Genomic DNA, 20081 nt, shown 5'->3' with positions numbered 1-20081 from the left:
GGAACGCAGGGATCGCTTGCTAAATAAGAAGAGGTTACTCTTCTGTTCGCAAGAATCCGCCACTTCAAGCGTTAGCTAAGTGGGGGAGAATTCAATGCAGGTATCTTGTCTTATGTATTCCGCAAGGAAGTAATGATGTTCGGTTTTGACCATGTGGTTGCCCCGACCGCTCGGGGTACACTTAAAAATTCATATGTTCCGCTCAAGAATAACAACGATGAGACGGAGGCTGCTTCGACGAGGCTGGAGCAGAGTCCGCCATTCGCTTTATTGCTGCTTGGCACAGATCAGCGGGGGAAGGAGAACGGGCTATCCGATTCCATTATCTATACAGTAGTCCGGCCCAAAGATAATAAAGTCCTGTTCGTTTCGATTCCGCGGGATTCCTACACCAGAATTGTCGGGGCAGAAGATATATATTCCTGAAGGCAGTGCTGGAGCGGATGAAAAATATAAGTAATATCGCTAATATCAAAGAAATTATGGGGGTTGCCGGAGATCATTTCAAAACAAATATGAAGGCAGATTTCATGCTGGATCTGGCGAAGAGGGTTATTTTTGAAAGCGGCACTCCGCAGATTGACAGCCATATGCTGCAGGGAACCGATAAGCGGACGGATCAGTGGTACTATATTTTGGATGAGGAAGATGTGCAAAATACTCACGATCTGATTGAGCTATGGCTGAATCCGGACACGGCGGCGGGCGAACTGCCTTCGGAGGATAGCGACGGATAGGGGAATTTATCAAAAAAGGGGGCTGAGCGCCCCCTCTTACTTGTACTCATATATAAGGTTAATCTGCAAAAGTATACGTCTGATCGGTCAGCTGGAGCCGTTCACGGATACCAGGTGTAGCATAGATCTTGTTGTCTTCAGTAATGAAGAAGGCTTCAACATCTTCCGGCAGGGACTCGAGATATTTCAGGCCGTCCTCCAGACCCATCAGGAATGCACCGGTGGACAGAGCATCCGCATCAGTCGCGCTCGGACTCATAATGGTAAGGCTTTTCAGTCCGTTCTGGGACGGGAAGCCGGTACGCGGGTCCAGAATGTGATGGTAGCGGACGCCGTCCTCTATGAAGTAACGCTCGTACACACCGGAAGCATCAATCACCTCATCAGAGATTTTGATCGTGCCCAGCTGGGTACCGCGGCTCTGGTCAGGGTCCTGCAGGCCGATATTCCACTGGGAGCCGTTAGGCTTGTTGCCAAGGGCGATAATACTGCTGCCGCCAAGGTTAATCATTGCGCTGTCCAGACCCTTCTCCTTCAGATAATCGGCAATCCGGTCAGCGGCGTAGCCTTTGCCGATTCCGCCCATATCCAGTACCATACCTTCTCTGGCGAGCTTGATGGTCTTGGCTGATTCATCGATGATAATATCCTTATAATTAATCAGGCTCTTGGCCGCGTCAATGTCTGCCTGGTCAGGCACATGCTCGCCGCCTTCCCCGATTGCCCACAGGTCTACCAGCGGCCCGATCGTCGGCTCATACAGCCCGTCCATATCTTCGGCATATTTAATGGATTGCTTTACAATATCCAGTGTTTCGTCGGATACGGCTACTGCTTCCTTGCCGGCAGCCTGGTTAACGGCATACAATTCACCGTCTTCCTTGGTCCGGCTGAACTGAATATCCATCCGCTCCAGCATGCTCTGGATATCATCCATATTCTGCTGGGTAGCGTCGTTGCCGAATATCTTAATGTTTACAACGGTATCATAGATATAAAAAGTCTGCGCCAGCGCTTTGGTGCCGCCTTCTTCGGTTACGGTCGCGCCTCCCGGGGTTTCGGTTGCAGCGGTATTGCCGCTGTCATCCCCTTTGCCGCCGACCACAAGCCAGATGACGACAGCCGCAATAATGACCAGCCCGGCCAGAATAAGCAGTAATTTTTTGTTTTTAAACATATTCCACCATCCATAATGTAGTTTCTAGATCACATCCTTCTTATCATACCCCAGAAAGAATGGCAGTGGATACTAATTTCATGACATTTTACGGATAACATCGCACAGGATAATTGATAAACTGTCGGATATAAAAGATGAAGAATAAATAAATTTTAAATAAGGTGTTGTCTTCTTCCTGCAGACATGGTAAATTACATATTGACCGAATGACCAAAAAATGAATTTAGTCAATTCTGATGTTTTTCCAGAAGGAAGGGAGTCCAAGTCATGTCTATCGACCGCAAAGCGTTAATTCTTCAGGCGGCAACCAAATCCTTTGTGCAGTTCGGTTATAAGGCGACTACGATGGAGCAGGTATCCAAGATTGCCAACGTCGGCAAAGGCACCATCTATACGTTCTTCAAGACCAAGGAAGAGCTGTTTGAGGAAATTCTGGACAAGGCCACACAGGAGTTAACCTCGGTCATGAACCGGATTGCCGCGGAGGAGGACACTTTTACCCATAAGCTGTTTAATCTGCTCGATTCGATCCTCGAGTTCCGCTCCGATCATGAGCTGTTTGTGAAGCTGGCCCAGGAGGTGCGTGACATCGGTACGGTGCAGGCGCTGGAAGGGGTAAAGCGGATGGAGGATTATGCGCTGGATTTTCTGCGGCAGCAGATTGAAACGGCGATCGCCAGAGATGAAGTCAAGCCCTGCGATTCCAGTGTGGCTGCGTTTATGATTCTGCGCTTATACCTGGCGCTGACAACGGAATGGAACAAAGCCCATGAGCCGCTGGATGAGACCCGGATCAAGGAGCATATGATGCTGTTTATTTCAAACGGTATTCTCAAGTGAAGCTGAACGTCCTAGCCTGTGAAGGGCTATTTTTTTCCAGTAATAATGAATGAGTATGAAAGTTTTCATGCATTTACAAATAAATGATTGAGGGTGAACCCTGTGAGAGCCATTAATGTATTCTGGAAAGATTTGAAAATACTGCTCGGGAAACCGATGCTGCTGATTACACTGCTTGGTGTATCGGCACTGCCGATGCTGTACAGCGGATTTCTCGTTGAAGGCTCCTGGGACCCTTACGGAAATACAGGCAAGCTTCCTGTTGCTGTAGTCAACCTGGATAAGGGGGCGCAGTACGAGGGCAAGACGATGGAGGTCGGCAATGATTTTGTGGACGAGTTAAAAACAAACACCGATTTCAACTGGCAATTTGTTGATGCAGCCGAAGCTGAAGACGGCATGGCGCACAACCGCTATTATATGACGATTACCATTCCGGCCGATTTCTCGCAAAATGCGACTACCCTGACGCAGGAGAAGCCGGTGCAGTCGGAGATTATTTTTGAGCCGAACAGCGATTATAACTTTGTCGCCGGACAGATCGGGAACAGTGCAATGAACAAGCTGAAGTCGAAGCTGTCCGCCCAAATTACCGAGGCTTATACCCGCAGCATGTATGAACAAGTGGACACGATTGCTGCCGGGCTTGGAGACGCCGGCAGCGGGGCAAGCGAGCTGCAGGAAGGTGCGGACAAGCTGACAGACGGCCTGTCCACCCTGAAGACCAACCTGAACAAGCTGTCCAGCGGCACAACCGAGCTGCAGAGCGGACTTAAGCTGCTCTATAAAGGGGCAGGCAGCCTGAATGAAGGCACAGGCACGCTGACAGCCGGGACTGCCGACCTGGCCAGCGGCCTCAGCCAGCTCTCCAAGGCGGAGCAGCAGCTGCAGGCAGGCGCTGAGAAGTCGCAGAGCGGGGCTTCGCAGCTGGCTGCCGGCCTTGAGAGCGCCAAGGACGGCAGCAGCAAGCTGACTGCAGGGCTGTCAGCCTCCGAGGCGGCGAGCGGCCAGCTTGCCTCCGGTGCGCAGCAGGTGGCGGCGGGGCTTGAGCAGATGCTTGCAGCGACGCCGGAGCTGCAGGACAGCGAGCAGTTCCAGCAGCTGCTGGCTGCGAGCAAGCAGGTGGCCGCCGGCAGCGTGCAGCTGCACAGCGGCCAGGAACAGCTGCTGGCGGGCAGCACGCAGCTGACGGAAGCGCAGCAGCAGCTGTACGACGGCGCTGCGGCCCTGAGCAGCGGCGGAACGCAGCTGGTCACAGGCCTCAGCACATTCGGCGACAAGCTGAATGATGCGACCTCCGGCAGCAGCAGGCTGGCTGACGGTGCAGTGGCCCTGAAGCAGGGTGCTTCGCAGCTGGCTGAAGGGCTGACCAAGCTGGCCGGAGGCGTGGACGGCCTGTCGGAAGGCGCCGGCAAGCTGACGGACGGTGCCGGTGAGCTGCAGGACGGCAGCGGCAAGCTGGCCAGCGGCAGCGGTGAGCTGGCCCAGAAGCTGAACGACGCGGCAACGGAAACTGCCAGCGTCAATTCCAGCGATGACACGGTCAGCATGTTTGCTGAACCGGTCAAGCTGGTTGAGAACACCGACCGCAAGCTGGATCATTACGGGCTGGGCATCGCCCCGTACTTCTTATCGCTTGCGCTCTTTATGGGAGCTCTCGTGTTCACAACGGTATTCTCCCTGCGGGAATCCAGTGTGCCGGACGCTTCGCCTATGGGCCGGTTCGCCAGCCGTACGCTGATGTTCGTGATGGTCAGCGTGCTGCAGTCGCTGTTGGCCGATGCAGTCCTCCTATATGGCTTGAAGCTGCAGGTGCAGAGCGTACCGCTATTCTATCTGTTCACGCTGATCGTAAGCTTCACCTTTACCATGATTGTCCAGGCACTGGTGACCTGGCTGGATAATCCGGGCCGCTTCCTGGCGATCGTGCTGATGATCTTCCAGCTTACGTCCAGTGCGGGAACCTTCCCGCTGGAGCTGCTCCCGCAGTGGATGCAGAAGGTTAATCCGTGGCTGCCGATGACCCACAGCATTGTCGGCTACAAAGCAATCATCGCCAGCGGCGATTACGCCCTGATGCGTGAGCAGATTGTATATCTGCTGAGCTATGCCGCTCTGTTCCTGTGCTTGACGTTCTTCTATTTCCTGCGCCAGAACGGCAAACGGACGAATACTCCGGCTCAAGAGCTAACAGCCTGAATGAAATGAAAAACTCCCGCACGCCGGTAAGGCGGTGCGGGAGTTTTGGTATGCGGGGCGGTCGATGGCTGCGGGCAGCGCAGCTGTGGGGGAGGAGTTGTTCAGCAGGCTTACCTCTCCTTACCTCTCGAAGGCAAGCGGTGTAGCGTGGATGACTCTTCAGCGCAGTGGTATGTAAAGCTGCCGTGCTCCTTACAGTGATGCATTGCGGCGGGGCTGCCGCTAATCTATGAGGTGTATTGCCGGTGAGGAGCTGGTGCCCGTGCATAGCGCCTGCTAATCCAGCATGTATTCCCTGTATTTATTCTTTCGTGGATTGAGGACAAACCAAATGCCGCTGGCATAGCCGGATACGGCGTTGAAATTGCGCTTCAGCGTGGACTTGCCGGTCAGATAAGTGAGCGTCCAGAGGAGGGCGGCATAATTTTTGACCGGCGCTTTGCGCAGATTAAGCAGATAGTAATGATTCACCGCAGTGGCCCGGGCTACACGCCCGGCTTTGTCGCGCGAGCTTGGCGACTCATGATGGGTGATCTTCATCTCGGGATTGATCACAAGCTTGCCGTATTTGCTGGCCAAATGGCACATGTAAATGTCATCGGCCACGGCATAGCTGGTCATCCATGGATAGGGCTTCATATCCTTCAGGGCTTCCCGCTTGAACGACATATTGCAGCCGTGGAAAAAGTCGGTTTCAAAAATATTCTCCGTCTCCCCCCAGAGCAGCAGCGAGCCTGCAAGGGTACTTGCCGACAGCCTGCCCGGCGAGCCGGACATCTGACAGGTCAGCCTGCCAAGCAGCTTCCCGGATGCACTGCTGGATAAGCCCTTGGCGATACCGCCAACGCCGACAATGGACGGATCGGATGCATAGGTATCGAGCATCCGGCGGATATAGAGCGGGTCGTCCAGCTCGGCATCATCGTCGAAGCTCAGCACAATCTCGCCGTCGATCAGCCCGAGCGCTTCATAGCGGGAGAGCCAGACGCCCGGTCTGGTTTTGCGGTAATAATGAAGCTCGGCATCCGGCATCTGGGCCAGCACCTTGCGGAAATACGTAAGCACACTGTCCCCGATCTCACCATCATCGACAATCAGCAGCTCAATGGAGACATCCTCGAGCTCGGTCTGCCTGCCGATGGATTCAATGCACAGCGTAAGATCGCTGATCCGGTTGCGCGTGGGAATGACTATGGATACATCATGCATGCTGCTGCTCCTTCCGGGACGCTGGAACCGTCCGCTATACTGGTTTGGGTAATCACCGGATTTTCTTGTTAATCCAAGTGTACATTCCCTCCGGGAAGGCCGTATATACCACTTTCGTTTACTTTTTTTGCGGATTTTCTGAAATTTACAGTTATAGGCCTGCAGTGAGGGTTTCCAGTGCACCACTAATCAGATTTAGTTGGAAAAAAGGCACTTAAAAGTACGGAATTTACTACTGATGCCGCATGTTGGCTAAATTAAATGATGATTTTCCACTTAAATCTTATAATCAACGAGAATAACCGGAATTAAGTGTTGAAAATCCAATTAGATTCTTAAACGCTCAGTGCTCAGAAAAAAGGAAACAAGATATCCAGCACGCCCCCGCCATAAATGATCATTAGCAGACCCAAGATGATGCCGGCAACTCCGGCCACTCGCACAACATTCCTTAGTTTAGGGTTCGAATCAGCTGAAGCTGTGCTTTTTCCTCCGTAGCTATTGTGATATTCCACCGTTGTCCCCCGGGTATAGCGGATGCCGCGAATGAAAAAGAGGATTCCCAGCATACGGGTTACCCAGTCAAGCAAAGACCATTCGTCCATAAGCTCACGCTCCTTTAATATTGATTAACCCGGTGCATGGCGAAAGCTGCAGAATAGGTTTGTGTTTTTCGGTTTATAACTATATAATAGTAAGTGACATATTATTTGTTATTGGAATCATGATGTACGCAACAGGCCCGATGCCTAAGGGTACATTAACTATGCATGCACACTATTAGGAGGTACTTACAATGAGAATAGATGTATGGTCTGACTATGCCTGCCCCTTCTGCTACATCGGCAAAAGACGGCTGGAGCACGCGCTGAGCCAATTCCCGGACCGCGACAAGGTGGAGGTTGTATTCCGCAGCTTCCAGCTCGACCCGACAGCACGGACGGATGAAAGCAGAGACATTCATGAAATGCTGGCCTCCAAATATGGAATGACCCGCGATAAGGCTAAAGCGATGAATGCACAGCTGGCCGAACAGGCGCAGGGCGTCGGACTGCAGTTTAACTTTGACACGCTGGTGCCTACGAATACTTTTGACGGACACCGTCTTAGTCATTATGCCGCTACCAAAGGCAAAGACAAAGAGCTGACCGAACGTCTGCTACAAGCGTACTTCACCGATTCGGTGAATATCGGCAAGCATGATGTGCTGGCTTCACTGGCTGCGGAAGTGGGCCTTGACACTGATGAGGTATCCGCAGTCCTGAACAGCGATGCCTATACTGCCGAAGTGAACCAGGATATTGATGCGGCCCGGCAGCTGAATGTGACCGGCGTGCCGTTCTTTGTCTTCAATAATAAATATGCCGTATCCGGTGCACAGCCCGGTCCGGTATTTACAGAGGTGCTCGACACTGTCTGGGCGGAAGAGCAGAGCAAGCCTGTACTGCAGGTTGTCGGCCAGCCCAAATCCCAGGCTCCGGACGGCGAAGGCTGCGATGACGGCTCCTGCAGCATCTGATTGCTGAACCCGCTGCGGTTACTGAACCTGTAGAGGTTGCTGAACCTGCAGCGCTGAACCTGCAGGGAATACTGAATCCGCTGCGGATCGCTGAAATCGGTCGGGGAATGCTGAATTTTGGGGGGCTGAGCCAGCCCGGATCCGGCTAACGGACACCAGGGGCGTTATTATGCCTCTATCCAGTAACTAAGGATTCTAACGGACTCAGATGACGCTATTGGCTCCCGTGATCTGAGTTTGCGGGTGATTTACGGCATATAAGAGCATCTGAGTCCGTTAGCGCTGTAAAGAGGCGGATTTTGGCTGAATAAGAGCAATACGGTCCGTTAGAATTACCGATGCAGTAATCCCTGTGCTGTGCAGCTTACACAATAAAACGCCAGATCTCCGGCAATGGAGATCTGGCGTTTTTTGCAGTAAACCCGCAGCGACCTGCGGCAAACTCCGCAGTAAAGCCCCCAGCCCCCTACCTGAACGAAGTTACAAAGCTCGCGAACAGCGTCCGCACATCGTAATGGTACTGGTGGATCGGCTCCACGGGCCGGTTAATGCCGAGCAGGGTGTAGACGGCGATCCGCGCGGCGCGTACGGAATACTCCTCGGTGAATACGACATCGTCCGGAATCTCGCAGAACTGGCTGATGAATGCCAGATTGGTGGAGCCGTCAGGCACAACCTTCGGCCGGTCGGTGCCAAGCCGCGGCATGAACTGGGAGGTGATGTACGGCATCATGCACGGAATACAGTTGGCTGTCGCCATAATCTCGTCCCGGTGCGCCTCAAAATGAAGATGGCCGATAAGCTCCTGCATAATCTCTTCCCCGGTACAGTCGCACATTCTTTTATTGACGAAGTCGCCGACCTTGTCCGGATACAATCCGTAGCCCCAGAACACCTTGACATGCTCCGGCTGATTGCGGAAATGCGGCTGGAAGGCCAGCACAACCGACATGAACCAGCTCGAATCCTTGAAGGTGACAAGCGCCCCTGTGCCGGCCCGGTTGCGGGTGAATTTCTCCATCAGGTCGAAGAAGACGGAATCCTGAAAGGTGACGGTGAACGACTCCCACTTCGATTCGTCCACATAATCCGCGAACGGGGAGGGATTGCCGAGCCCGGGCTTTTTGCCGGCGATGTTCTCCCACAGCCTCCAGGAGCTGCCCTTGCCGTTCAGCTCAGGAGCCGAGGTCATCGATCCAAGGCTTGCGCTTTCGGTCATCGAGCCGTTTGTAACGATAACGAGGTCGCCTTCTTTTACCTCAATCAGCTCCTCTATGCCCATGCGCGTCACATTCATGCCTGTAACAGTAATGCCGTCGCCGTCCTTGAACTGCAGATCGGTTACGGTACATTTCAGCGAAAAGTCCACGCCGCAGGGCTCCAGATACTTTTGCAGCGGCAGAATAATGGAATCATACTGGTTGTACGGAGTGCGCGTTACCCCCTCAAGTGTCTGAATCCGCGGAAACTCATGCATGAAGCGGAGCATGTACCGCTTGAACTCAACAGCGCTGTGCCAAGGCTGGAAGGCGAAGGTGGTCGCCCACATGTACCAGAAATTTGTCGTGAAAAAATGCGGTCCGAACCAGTCGTTAATCCGCGCTTTGCCCATCGCTTCCTCCGGCGTAATGATCAGCTTGCCCATCGCCAGCCGGTCGGCCATATCGAAGCCCATCGATAGCACATCCTGAACCTCACCGCTGCGGTCAATCAGCCGGGCATTGGAATGGGTGGGGTTAGCGGTATCGAAGGCGATAATTTCCTCGCGCACCGATTGCCCCGGATGGTCGATAGAGGGAATGGTGCTCAGCAGCTCCCACAGATTCTCATACGCTTCATCGTTAAGCATCCGCCCGCCGCGGATCACATAACCTTGCTCTACATCCCCTGCGCCGTCATTACTGCCGCCGAGAATATGCATTTCTTCAATAATATGAATGTTTGCTCCCGGAAAATCACAGTCCCTGACCAGATAAACCGCACCCGCAAGGGATGCAATGCCGCCGCCTACAAAATAAACCTGCCGGTTACCGTATTCTTTTGCCACAAAGGTCGCCTCCATAAGGTTCTGATATGCTGTTCACTTTCTGCCCCTAATGTAATCCAAGCGCGGAACAGAAGGTATAATCAAAACTGCCGGAGTGTCCGGATTTTGGTCATTCGGTATAAAGTGTCTAGTTTTTTGACAAGAATATACAGCCGGCACAGGAGATTTTATTTGAATTGCGAATATTATGAGGGGACATGCTGTACATCCGAAGACAGGAGCTGAGGGTATGATCAAAGGTTTTGGCGGAGTATTCTGGAGAACCGGCAATCTTGAGGCGGCAAAAAAATGGTACAGTGAGGTGCTGCAGCTGGACATCGGAGAGTGGAACGGGGCGATGATCAGACCGCAGGCGGGAAATGAGACGGCTTTTTCACTTTTTTCCGGGGATGACGGTTATTTTCCGGCGGAACAACAGGTGATGCTGAATTTCGAGGTGGATAATCTGGATGAGACGATCAGACATCTTGAACATCTGGGCATCCCGCTTGCAAGAGAACAGCAGACCGGTGAGTACGGAACCTTTATCTGGATTGAGGACCCTGACGGACGGCTGGTCGAGCTGTGGGAGAAATAAAGACAGGTTTCTGCAAAAAAAAGCCGGACGCCCTAAGGCTGTACCAGCTTTTTCTCGTATTTATGCAGCGCTTGAGTGAAATTTCCTTCGATCATTACGCTGAGCTGTTCAATTATGTGCTTCGGCTGCTCCTTCATTCCGCTGCGCATCCATTGGATAATGAGTCCTGTGAAGGCCAGAGTGTAAAAATTGGCGATAAACGCCTTGTCCTCACCGCTGACCTCCATCCCGGCCGACAGCTCCTGAAGGACACCCATAACGAGATCGCTCGTCACCTCATACAGGTACGTGTCCAGATGACTTCTGCCGAGAGAGTCCAGCGTATTGCAGCAGAAGGTTTTGTTATTTTCAATATAGCAGAAGATTCTGTAAAAGCCGTCCGTCCAAGTACTGTAGCTGCGGTACCGGGCAATGCTCTCCACCGCCTCTGTCTGATAAATCCAGCCGAGCAGCTCAAATATATCCTGAAAATGATAATAAAAGGTCTGGCGGTTCAATCCGCAGTCTTCCACCAGAAGCTTGACTGTAATCTTGTTCAGCGGAGTATGCTCCATTAGCTGCTTCAGGGAGCAGGCCAGCGCTTTTTTGGTCAGAAGGGATGTGGACATTCGGGTCACCTCATCTTGGAATCCTTCGATATAGAAGCCACTGCAATTGCAGTTACGTTAAAAGCCTGCTTCAGCCCTGACGCCTGCGCTTAATCAGGAAATAAACCCCTTCTGCAGCCAGCCCCAGCGCCAAACCGCCCAGTGTGAACATTATGAAAGTGAGAAAGCCCGCCAGATCTTCCCAGCCGGACATATCCCTGTACGTATAGCTGAGCATCAGAACCAGTCCGGTGATCAGTCCGGCCGTGGACAGGCACCAGACCAGCTTTCCTCCGAGCCAGCCAAGCAGATTGAATAGAACGGACACCACCAGTGCAAGCAGTCCGAACCGCAGGGCAATCATCAGATCAAAGGGCTCAGCAAGCACAGCAAAGCGGTAAATAAGAAGCACTGCCCAGAACAGAAGGCCGTAGACGGCCATCCAGCGAAACCAGGTGTTGCTTTTGGCGGTTGGCAAAAATCTCATAGCCGGTTCACCCCGTTGTCAGTTTATACGTTCTCCAGCTCTTCCGCACTCTGCAGCAGATGGGCCAGCAGGTTCGGAATATCCTCCATCTGCTCCTCGGTGATCTGCCGTTTGAAGGTGAGCTGGATGCAGTTGTTGTAAATCTGTTCTTCTCCGCCATAGCGGAAGCTGAGTGATTGCTCGGGCTTCAGCTCAGGCCCCCAAATGCCGGTCAGAATGCGTTCAACCGCCGGGCACTGGATAGGAGGGTCGGTAACTTCCATATAAAAGCGGAGCAGCAGGCTGCAGCCGGGATTGCTGCCCGGTGTCTCCAGGATTTCATCGCTGAGCTCCTTCACGGAGGAGAGGAGGACAACCTCGGAGGTCACCTTGAATCCGTCCGTAAGCTTAAATGCCAGCGTGAATTCTCTGGACATGACGGCCAGGTTGAGCATGTCGGTGCGACCCTTAATCATCAGGATGCTGTCGAGATTATCATAGTCGTACAGCTGGTTTTCAAAGGCAATCTTGATGTTGTCAAAAACAGTGGGGTGGAACAAGGACGCACCTTCTTACGTTTTTCTTTTTATTGTATCATGACGCAAAAGAGAGCGGAAATGTTGCGGCCGCGGCAGGGCATGCGTAAGGGGTGTCCGGCCATATGTGCCGGGACACCCCTTTTTGGGCCTTGATATAATGTTACTTTAGCTGATCCTTTCGCTGAGACTGTGCTATACCGGCTAACTCATGCTCTTCCGCCGACACCCTTAGTTCGCCGGGACAGGTGCGGTGTACTTCAGAAATGTCTTCGGAATCGGACTCTCGAAGGTCAGCAGGTCACCGGTTATCGGGTGCACGAAGGAGAGCACCCGGGCATGCAGGCCGAGCCGGCCGACGGCCTTGGTTTCGGCGCCGTATTTCTTGTCTCCGGCGATCGGATGGCCGATGTCGGCCATGTGGACACGGATCTGATTTTTGCGTCCGGTCTCAAGGCGCACTTCCAGCAGGGAAAAATGGCGGTTCGCCTGGATCAGCTTATAATGGGTCACAGCATGCTGGCCGTCGCCTTCATGCGGGCTGGAGTACATTTTGAGCGTGGAGGTTTCCTTCAGCCAGGAGCTGATGGTGCCTTCGGCTTTTTTGACGGCTCCTTCCACAAGCGCCACGTATGAACGCTCCTTGACCATGTCCTTCCAGTTGATCTGCAGCTTCTGCTGCACCGCTTCGCTTTTGGCGAACATCATGATACCGGAGGTGTCGCGGTCCAGCCGGTGCACCACAAAGATACGGTTACGCGGATTGCTAAGGCGCACATGCTCCATCAGCTGGCGGTATGCCGTCTGTTCATTTTCATCACCGGTGGCGATCGACAGCAGGCCGGCATCCTTCTGGATGACAATCAGATCATCATCCTCATGAACGATGGTCAGGCCGGCCATCTCCTTGGCCTGCACCTGCTTCTCCAGGTCGATAGCCACTGTCTGGCCCGGCTGCAGCGGATAGTTATGCTTCGTAACGGCCTTGCCGTCCACGGATACCTGCCCGCGGGCCAGCAGGGACTTAACAGAATTGCGCCCGCGTCCGCTGAGCGAGTCCAGCAGAAACGGCAGGAGCTCGGCCGGCTCTTTTACAGTATAGCTTTTGACCGGAGGCGCAGCCTTTGCTCTGGCTGCCGGAACAGGCTTGCCGCCGGGTTTATTGGAACGGGCTCTTGCACCCGGTTTTGACTGTGGTTTGGCCTGGGAGGAGGCACCTGGCCCCGCGCCCCGTCTGGACGCTTCCTTGGGATTTCTTCTTGTGTTCATACGCACATTCTCCGTCCTGTAATAGAGTACTCCTCAATATACCACGGCCGCTTCAGAAATACTACGGAACCGGCGCCGTACTGTAGAATAACCGCGACAGATAAGGACCCGCATCAGCGTATCCTTCCACCATATGATGCAGCGATAACTGGTTGTTTCACGAAAAAATTATTGTAATTATTTAGTAAAAGGTATATCATCGTCCAAAATGGATAATCCAACCTTAGTCGCAGCCTTATCTAAAACACTTAGGAGGTTTTGATAATGCAACGCTCTTTATCTGATTGCCGTGCTTTAGTAACAGGGGCTTCCGGATTTATAGGCGCCTGGCTAGCTCGTCACCTCGTTGATCAAGGTGCTGAAGTAACCACTATCATGAGCGAGTTCAACCCGCGAAGCCCGTTTGCAAAGCTGGGATTGGACAAAGAGATTCGATGCTATTATGGGTATATTACCGATTACAATCTGATTGAACGTGCAATTACGGACGGAAAAATAAACACTGTCTTTCACCTCGCTGCTGTTTCCCTTCAAGATTTGGCCTACCAAATCCCCTGGCAAACTTTTGAAACCAATGTAAAGGGTACCTATAATATATTGGAGGCTTGCCGTGTTCATCAAGACCAGGTATCGAAAATAATAGTTGCGTCCAGTGACAAGGTATACGGTGACAGTCCCATTCTCCCCTATTATGAAGATATGCCTATTCAAGGCAGAAACCCCTACGATGTATCTAAGGCTTGTTCCGATCTTATTTCTCAAAGTTATAGACATAGTTTTAATTTGCCTATAGCGATAGGCCGTTTCGGTAATATTTATGGGGGTGGCGATTTGAATTACCGCCGCTTAATTCCCGGTACCGTACAACGGCTGTATACAAAACGGCCTCCCGTTATTAGAATTCCTTCAAACGGGATTTATATGAGAGATTTTTTGTATATTAAAGATTTGATCGCCGCTTATATGGCTATGTACCATTTTATAGATAAAGAAGGAAAGGGTGACGATTTCAATTTTGGCACAGGCAAGCTGTGGGACATAAAACAAGTGATTGAAATCATTCAGCGTGCCATGAATCTTGAACACATTGAACCACTGTATGAGCATCAAAAAAACAGTGAAATCCTGCACCAGCACCTGTCACCAGAAAAAGCAAAATTGATGCTTAATTGGTCTGCAGAAACTTCTCTTGAAGAAGGAATCAGAAACACGGTGGAGTGGTATTGCGATTATTGGAATTCCAATGATTCCAATCATGCTGTATTGGGATTTGTTTAGCGCATATTATACAGTTGTGGGTTCAGGCATGGGTTGTGTGACCCTGCAGGGGGAAGGATGGATTATTCCAGCCCTCCCCTTTTTTCTTTATATAAATAGTTTAGCTGCAAATAAAAGCGAACATTGGGGGAGTTACATAATGAGTAAATTGGATGGTAACCTGCGGTTGCTCATTGGCCGTTTGCCCGGTAAACTAAAGAGAGAATGACTCAAACCGATGCTTCCGTAAGAGGATATTGCTCGTATGAAGCGATACAAGAAAGTCAATTCTGACAAAACTTTTAGGAGTTATGATAGCGATGAAAATGCAAGCACCTACTATGGAACAGGCGCAGGCTGAACTGCAGAAATATTACGGCTATCCCGATTTCCGGGAAGGCCAGAAAAAAATCGTGCAGCACCTGCTGGAAGGCGGCGACACCCTGGGCATCATGCCGACCGGCGGGGGGAAATCGATCTGTTACCAGGTTCCGGCGCTGCTGATGCCGGGGCTGACCCTGGTCATTTCACCGCTGATCTCTTTGATGAAGGATCAGGTGGACGCCCTGACTACGGCCGGTATCCCGGCCGCATATATTAACAGCACCCTGAGCGGCAAGGAAGTGAACGAGCGGATCCGTGCTGCACGCCGGGGCGAGCTGAAGCTGCTCTACGTTGCCCCTGAACGGCTGGAGCTGGACTGGTTCCGCCTGGAAATGGCGGGCCTTTCTATTTCCTGCGTGGCTGTGGATGAGGCCCACTGCGTATCCCAGTGGGGGCATGACTTCCGCACCAGCTATCTGGCGGTGGCGCCGTTCGTTGAGGAGCTGCCGCAGCGGCCGATTCTTGCCGCTTTTACAGCGACGGCAACGCCGGAGGTTATGGAGGACATGGTCCGGCTGCTCCGCCTGCGCCAGCCGGGTGTGTTCATGACCGGCCTCGGCCGGGACAACCTGGCGATGTCGGTGCTGCGCGGGGAGAACAAACGCGAGTACGTGCTGGATTACACCGCCAGCCATTCACACCAGCCGGGGATTGTGTATGCCGCGACCCGCAAAGAGGTCGATGATCTATACCAGCGGCTGCAGGCTTCAGGGATCGCCGCCGGACGGTATCATGCCGGAATGAGCGACCAGGAGCGGGCGGACAGCCAGGAAGGGTTCCTGTACGACGATATCCGCGTCATGGTGGCGACCAATGCCTTCGGGATGGGCATCGACAAGTCCAACGTCCGTTATGTTATCCACTACAATATGCCGAAGAATATGGAGGCTTATGTCCAGGAGGCTGGACGTGCCGGCCGCGACGGGGAGCCGAGTGAGTGTATCCTGCTGTTCAGCGCGCAGGACATTATGACCCAGAAGTTCCTGATTGAGCAGAATCCCCAGGACCCTGAGCGTAAAGCGAACGAATACCGCAAGCTTCAGCAGATGATCGATTACTGCTACACGACCCGTTGCCTGCGCAGCGCCCAGCTTGCCTATTTCGGTGAAGACGATGAAGACAAGCTGTGCGGGATCTGCAGCAACTGCACGGATGAGCGCGAGCTGGTCGATATGACCGTGGACGCGCAGAAGATTTTCTCCTGCATTCACCGGATGCGGGAGCGCTTCGGGGTGGCGCTGGTCGCCTCGGTGCTGAAGGGCTCCCGCAACCAGAAGGTGCTGCAGTACGGCTTCGAGCAGCTGCCGACGCATGGTGCGATGTCGAGCCGCACGGAGAAGGAGATTACCGAGAGCATCAATGTGCTGATCTCGGAGGGGTATCTGGCCCTGTCGGAGGGCCAGTATCCTGTAGTGCGGCTGCAGCCGCTGGCAGCCGAGGTGCTGCGCGGCCAGCGCCAGGTGCAGCAGCGGGTTGCCCGGCCGCTGGTTACCGGCGGTGCCGGCTCCGGGCGGAGCCGCAGCCGGGGCTACGACCATTCGCCGTCCGCAGTCAACGAGACCGTGTTTGAGCAGCTGCGTCTGATCCGCCGCGACCTGGCGGGACGCGAGCATGTGCCGTCCTACATTATTTTTAATGATGCGACCCTGCGCGAGATGAGTGTGGTTTGTCCGCAGACCGAAGCGGAGATGCTGAGGGTGAAGGGTGTCGGGGAAGTCAAGTACCGGAAATACGGCAAGCCGTTTCTGGAGTTTTTTCAAAATGAAATGTAAAGAAGGTTATAAGGCATGAGAATCGTCCTGGCTACATTAAACGCCAAATATATCCACACCTCGCTGGCCATCCGCCTGCTTAAGGCTTACAGCGAGCATGAATTCCCGGATATTATGCTGGCTGAATATACCATCAAGGATCCTGCGATGAATATCGTGTCCGACTTATTCCAGAAGAAACCCGACGTGATCGGATTTTCCTGTTATATATGGAACATTGAAGAGACCATTAAGCTGGTCAGCATCCTCAAGCAGGTGCTGCCGGAAGTTAAGATCGTGCTGGGAGGGCCGGAGGTATCCTACGAACCGCTCTATTGGATGAAACGCGAGCCCGGCGTGGATTTTGTGGTAAACGGGGACGGGGAGGAGACCTTCCATCACCTGCTGCAGGAGCTGCGCGATGAGCGCAAGTTCCATTTTGTCTACGGGGCCGCTTACCGCAAGGGCGAGGAGCTGATCGTTAACCCTCCGCGTCCCAAAAGCGATCTCAACACCCTGCCGACGCCGCACCGGTTCGCCGATGATCTGCCGGATCTCAGCAAGCGGATTGTTTATTTTGAGACCAGCCGGGGTTGCCCGTTCAACTGTCAGTTCTGCTTATCTAGTATTGAGGTTGGCGTACGCTATTACGATATTGAGCGGGTGAAATCGGATCTGCTCTATCTGATCAATAACGGGGCCAAGGTTATCAAGTTCCTCGACCGGACCTTCAATATTAACCGCAGCTATGCGATGGAGATGTTCCAGTTTCTAATCGATAACCATCAGGGCTGTGTATTCCAGTTCGAGATTACGGCGGACATTATGCGGCCGGAGGTGCTGGACTTTCTGTCCGAAAATGCGCCGCCGGGCATCTTCCGCTTCGAAATCGGCGTGCAGTCGACCAATGACGAGACGAACGAGCTGGTTAAGCGCCGCCAGAATTTCACCAAGCTGTCCCGTACCGTGATGAAAATCAAAGCCAGCGGCAACATCGACCAGCATCTGGATCTGATCGCCGGCCTGCCGCAGGAGGATTACGCGACTTTCCGCAAAACGTTTAACGACGTGTTCGCTATGGAGCCGGAGGAGCTGCAGCTGGGCTTCCTCAAAATGCTGCGCGGTACGGGGCTGCGTGCCCAGGCTGCCAAATACGAGTATACCTACATGGAGCATGCGCCATATGAGATTCTCAGCTCGCATGTCATGTCCTTTTCCGATATTATCCGGCTGAAGCGGCTGGAGGATGTGCTGGAGAAATACTGGAACAGCCACCGGCTGGATCATACGGTCAAGTATCTGATCCGCCATGTTTTTGAGTCGCCGTTTGATTTCTTCCAGGCGTTTGGCGATTACTGGGAGGAGCGGGGCTGGCAGAAGATCGGGCATCAGCTTGAGGATCTGTTTACCCGGCTGCATGCCTTCCTGACCGACAGAGATACCCCTTCGATGGAGATTATTACCGGGCTGATGAAGCTGGATTACTTCCTGGGACACAAGTACAAGCCGCGCAAAATCTGGTGGGACAACGCGCTGGAGAAGCCGGATTGGGCGCGCCACATGAAGGAAATTGCCGCCCATCCGGAGCGGGTCTCCGCAGTACTGGCGGAAGCAGGCTACACTGAACGTGAGCTGCAGAAGTTCATGGTGCTTGAGGTGCTGCCGTTCCGGCTTGCGCCTGTGCTGGATTCCATCAGCGGGCTGTGGGCGGATGCAGCTCTGGGGGCTTTGCTGGTTAACGCAGGAGAAACCGCTGGCAGTGAAGGTACAGATGCTGATGCTATGGTGGTGAACGTGCCAGCTGCAGCAGTTGCAGTTGCTGAAGCGGTACCGGAAGACGGCGGAAGCACTCTGCTGATCGTGCTGTATCAGCAGGATGAGAGCCAGCGTGCGCAGTATTATACTTTGCCGCTGAGTTAATGTAGTTGAACGGCGTGCTTATAGGAGGTACAGAGGTGACTGACGGGTCGCGGGTTTCACTGCAATTGTATGAAGACAAATTCCATGAGCAACTGCTGGCCTTTCAGCTTCCCCCGGAGCAGGCGCAATTTACCGCTCTGCCGGCAGAGAGCTTACCGGAGGCGCTGTGCGCTCCTGACAAGCTGGCTGTCGTAATCACCGAGGAGGAGCTGGCTGCCGGATTTTTTATTCTCCATACCGGCGGGCGGATTGCTGAATTTTACAGCAATTACTCAGAGGCAGCGCTGGTACGGGCTTTTCTGGTGAATTCCCCCTGCCAGGGCCGGGGGATTGCCACAGCTGCTATGGCTTTGCTGCCGGCTTTTGTCCGTAACCATCTCCCGCAGGTTCGTGAAATTGTGCTTACTGTCAATGAACGGAATCCTGCTGCGCTAGCGCTCTATCTGCGTGCCGGATTCTGTGATCACGGGCTGCGCCGTACGGGCGGTAAGGGTCCGCAGAGAATTCTGCAGTATGCGCTGAAGAACAACGCTTAGGCGGCTGTTGTTCTTGGCACGGAGGAGTAAGACCTTTGCCGGCCGCTGCTGGAATGGATGATGTGGAGCGGGTATCTGTCTGGAAAGCGGGGAGAGCAGATGAATGTGAAGCGGGAACATGTGAAGAAAGAGGATCTGTATCTGGAGCGGCTGACCGGACTGTTCGCGGAGAGTTCGCTGCTGATGGATGTTTTCCGCAGGGCACGGTTTCTGGAGCCTCTGCCGTATTACGTCGGTGCAGGCTGTCTTGTACAGACCGTGTGGAACCAGCTGACCGGACGCCCGGCAGAGTATGGGATCAGCGATATTGATCTGGTTTATTTTGATCCGGCTGATCTAAGCTTTGAGGCAGAAAGTGAACAGATAGCTGAGGGGCGGAGGCAGTTTAACGGGGTTCCCGTTCCGCTGGATATTAAGAATCAGGCCCGCGTCCATCTGTGGTATGAGGACAAATTCGGAATCAGGCTTCAGCCATATTCCAGCCTGGAAGCAGCCATAGACAGCTGGCCGACATCAGTAACCTCACTTGGAGCCAGGCTTGAGCCGTCCGGAGAATGGCGAATCTACGCACCCTTCGGCCTTGCGGATTTATACAGCCTGACTATAAGGCCCAATAAGGCGCTGATTAGTGAGGCGGTATATCGCAGCAAGGCAGGGAAATGGCACTCCAAGTGGCCGGAGCTGCAGATTATCCCCTGGGAAGATCCTTCAGACTGAACATCCGCCTCAAGTCCTTGGTCACATTTTTTCTTATAGCAGGCAGGGCGGTTAACGGACCAGGAAGCCTTTATTTCCGGCAATAGGGGAATTTGGAGCTGTAACGGACTGAGGAGACCTTATCACAGGCAAAACTCAACGGTTTGGTGCTAATCAGCATAAATAAGTGCAACTGAGTCCGTTAGTGCCGGAAGTGTGTCAAAAATCAGCAAATAACGGCGTCTGGGTCCGTTAGAGTTTTAACTTGACAGGTTTTGGGATCTGTAACTGGCTCAGGAGACGGCGTGACTAATAAGTGACTTACCTGGCACCTCTCTCTACACCGCTATGTAGCACTCGCCATGCACCAC

19 protein-coding genes are annotated in these 20081 nt (G+C 53.2%); 11 read left to right on the top strand and 8 right to left on the bottom strand.

The features are described from left to right. Nucleotides 1-105 precede the first annotated feature (105 nt). A complete protein-coding gene (locus M2108_RS21070; protein ID WP_277471444.1) occupies nucleotides 106-426 on the top strand; it encodes an LCP family protein in 321 nt (106 codons plus the stop codon). A gap of 17 nt (nucleotides 427-443) precedes the next feature. Continuing rightward, a complete protein-coding gene (locus M2108_RS21065; protein WP_277471443.1) occupies nucleotides 444-737 on the top strand; it encodes an LCP family protein in 294 nt (97 codons plus the stop codon). 58 nt (nucleotides 738-795) lie between these two features. Here M2108_RS21065 and M2108_RS21060 read toward each other — a convergent pair whose 3' ends face one another. Next, a complete protein-coding gene (locus tag M2108_RS21060) occupies nucleotides 796-1914 on the bottom strand; it encodes an FAD:protein FMN transferase (RefSeq protein ID WP_277471442.1) in 1119 nt (372 codons plus the stop codon). A gap of 270 nt (nucleotides 1915-2184) precedes the next feature. Here M2108_RS21060 and M2108_RS21055 point away from each other — a divergent pair, with 270 nt between their 5' ends. Next, entirely contained in the window at nucleotides 2185-2757 is a 573-nt protein-coding gene (locus tag M2108_RS21055) for a TetR/AcrR family transcriptional regulator (RefSeq protein ID WP_277471441.1), read from the top strand. A gap of 102 nt (nucleotides 2758-2859) precedes the next feature. After that, nucleotides 2860-4956: a YhgE/Pip domain-containing protein gene (locus tag M2108_RS21050; protein WP_277471440.1), complete on the top strand. Its 2097-nt coding sequence runs from the start codon at nucleotides 2860-2862 to the stop codon at nucleotides 4954-4956. A gap of 276 nt (nucleotides 4957-5232) precedes the next feature. Here the strand turns inward: M2108_RS21050 and M2108_RS21045 are convergent, their stop codons facing one another. Together M2108_RS21045 and M2108_RS21040 are read right to left on the bottom strand one after the other, a co-directional pair. Further along, nucleotides 5233-6165, bottom strand: coding sequence for a glycosyltransferase family 2 protein (locus tag M2108_RS21045; protein WP_068721053.1), 933 nt, complete (start codon nucleotides 6163-6165; stop codon nucleotides 5233-5235). 350 nt (nucleotides 6166-6515) lie between these two features. Continuing rightward, nucleotides 6516-6770 carry a hypothetical protein gene (locus tag M2108_RS21040; protein WP_277471439.1) on the bottom strand — a complete coding sequence of 85 codons (255 nt, stop codon included), beginning with the start codon at nucleotides 6768-6770 and terminating at the stop codon, nucleotides 6516-6518. Nucleotides 6771-6961: 191 nt separating this feature from the next. Between M2108_RS21040 and M2108_RS21035 the strand changes: the two genes are divergently transcribed. Continuing rightward, complete coding sequence (locus tag M2108_RS21035; RefSeq protein ID WP_277471438.1) at nucleotides 6962-7684, top strand: DsbA family oxidoreductase; 723 nt, start codon at nucleotides 6962-6964, stop codon at nucleotides 7682-7684. A 466-nt stretch (nucleotides 7685-8150) separates the two neighbouring features. Here M2108_RS21035 and M2108_RS21030 read toward each other — a convergent pair whose 3' ends face one another. Then, complete coding sequence (locus M2108_RS21030) at nucleotides 8151-9731, bottom strand: oleate hydratase (RefSeq protein ID WP_277471437.1); 1581 nt, start codon at nucleotides 9729-9731, stop codon at nucleotides 8151-8153. 229 nt (nucleotides 9732-9960) lie between these two features. Here M2108_RS21030 and M2108_RS21025 point away from each other — a divergent pair, with 229 nt between their 5' ends. After that, on the top strand, nucleotides 9961-10308 hold the full coding sequence (locus M2108_RS21025; RefSeq protein WP_277471436.1) for a VOC family protein: 348 nt from the start codon (nucleotides 9961-9963) through the stop codon (nucleotides 10306-10308). Nucleotides 10309-10340: 32 nt separating this feature from the next. On the opposite strand, the gene dhaS is transcribed toward M2108_RS21025, so the two are convergent. From dhaS to M2108_RS21005, 4 genes are all read right to left on the bottom strand, one after another. After that, on the bottom strand, nucleotides 10341-10916 hold the full coding sequence (gene dhaS, locus M2108_RS21020; RefSeq protein WP_277471435.1) for a dihydroxyacetone kinase transcriptional activator DhaS: 576 nt from the start codon (nucleotides 10914-10916) through the stop codon (nucleotides 10341-10343). 70 nt (nucleotides 10917-10986) lie between these two features. Further along, entirely contained in the window at nucleotides 10987-11382 is a 396-nt protein-coding gene (locus M2108_RS21015) for a hypothetical protein (protein WP_277471434.1), read from the bottom strand. Between the two features lie 23 nt (nucleotides 11383-11405). Continuing rightward, complete coding sequence (locus M2108_RS21010) at nucleotides 11406-11921, bottom strand: hypothetical protein (RefSeq protein WP_277471433.1); 516 nt, start codon at nucleotides 11919-11921, stop codon at nucleotides 11406-11408. Between the two features lie 207 nt (nucleotides 11922-12128). Further along, nucleotides 12129-13166, bottom strand: coding sequence for an RluA family pseudouridine synthase (locus M2108_RS21005; RefSeq protein WP_277471432.1), 1038 nt, complete (start codon nucleotides 13164-13166; stop codon nucleotides 12129-12131). A 264-nt stretch (nucleotides 13167-13430) separates the two neighbouring features. On the opposite strand from M2108_RS21005, the gene M2108_RS21000 reads away from it, so the two are divergent. The 5 genes from M2108_RS21000 to M2108_RS20980 all read left to right on the top strand — a co-directional run bounded on the left by M2108_RS21000 (nucleotide 13431) and on the right by M2108_RS20980 (nucleotide 19731). Beyond that, entirely contained in the window at nucleotides 13431-14444 is a 1014-nt protein-coding gene (locus M2108_RS21000) for a GDP-mannose 4,6-dehydratase (RefSeq protein WP_277471431.1), read from the top strand. Nucleotides 14445-14743: 299 nt separating this feature from the next. Beyond that, nucleotides 14744-16579, top strand: a complete 1836-nt coding sequence (gene recQ / locus M2108_RS20995; protein ID WP_277471430.1) for a DNA helicase RecQ — start codon at nucleotides 14744-14746, stop codon at nucleotides 16577-16579. A 15-nt stretch (nucleotides 16580-16594) separates the two neighbouring features. Further along, complete coding sequence (locus M2108_RS20990; protein WP_277471429.1) at nucleotides 16595-18478, top strand: B12-binding domain-containing radical SAM protein; 1884 nt, start codon at nucleotides 16595-16597, stop codon at nucleotides 18476-18478. Nucleotides 18479-18513: 35 nt separating this feature from the next. Beyond that, on the top strand, nucleotides 18514-19014 hold the full coding sequence (locus M2108_RS20985; protein ID WP_277471428.1) for a GNAT family N-acetyltransferase: 501 nt from the start codon (nucleotides 18514-18516) through the stop codon (nucleotides 19012-19014). A gap of 105 nt (nucleotides 19015-19119) precedes the next feature. Beyond that, a complete protein-coding gene (locus M2108_RS20980) occupies nucleotides 19120-19731 on the top strand; it encodes a nucleotidyltransferase family protein (RefSeq protein WP_280777166.1) in 612 nt (203 codons plus the stop codon). Nucleotides 19732-20081 lie beyond the last annotated feature (350 nt).

This window comes from Paenibacillus sp. PastM-3, assembly GCF_029893965.1.
In the GTDB taxonomy this organism is placed as follows: domain Bacteria; phylum Bacillota; class Bacilli; order Paenibacillales; family Paenibacillaceae; genus Paenibacillus_AQ.
Note: the sequence above shows the minus strand (reverse complement) of the source record. Positions and strands in the feature narration are given on the sequence as shown.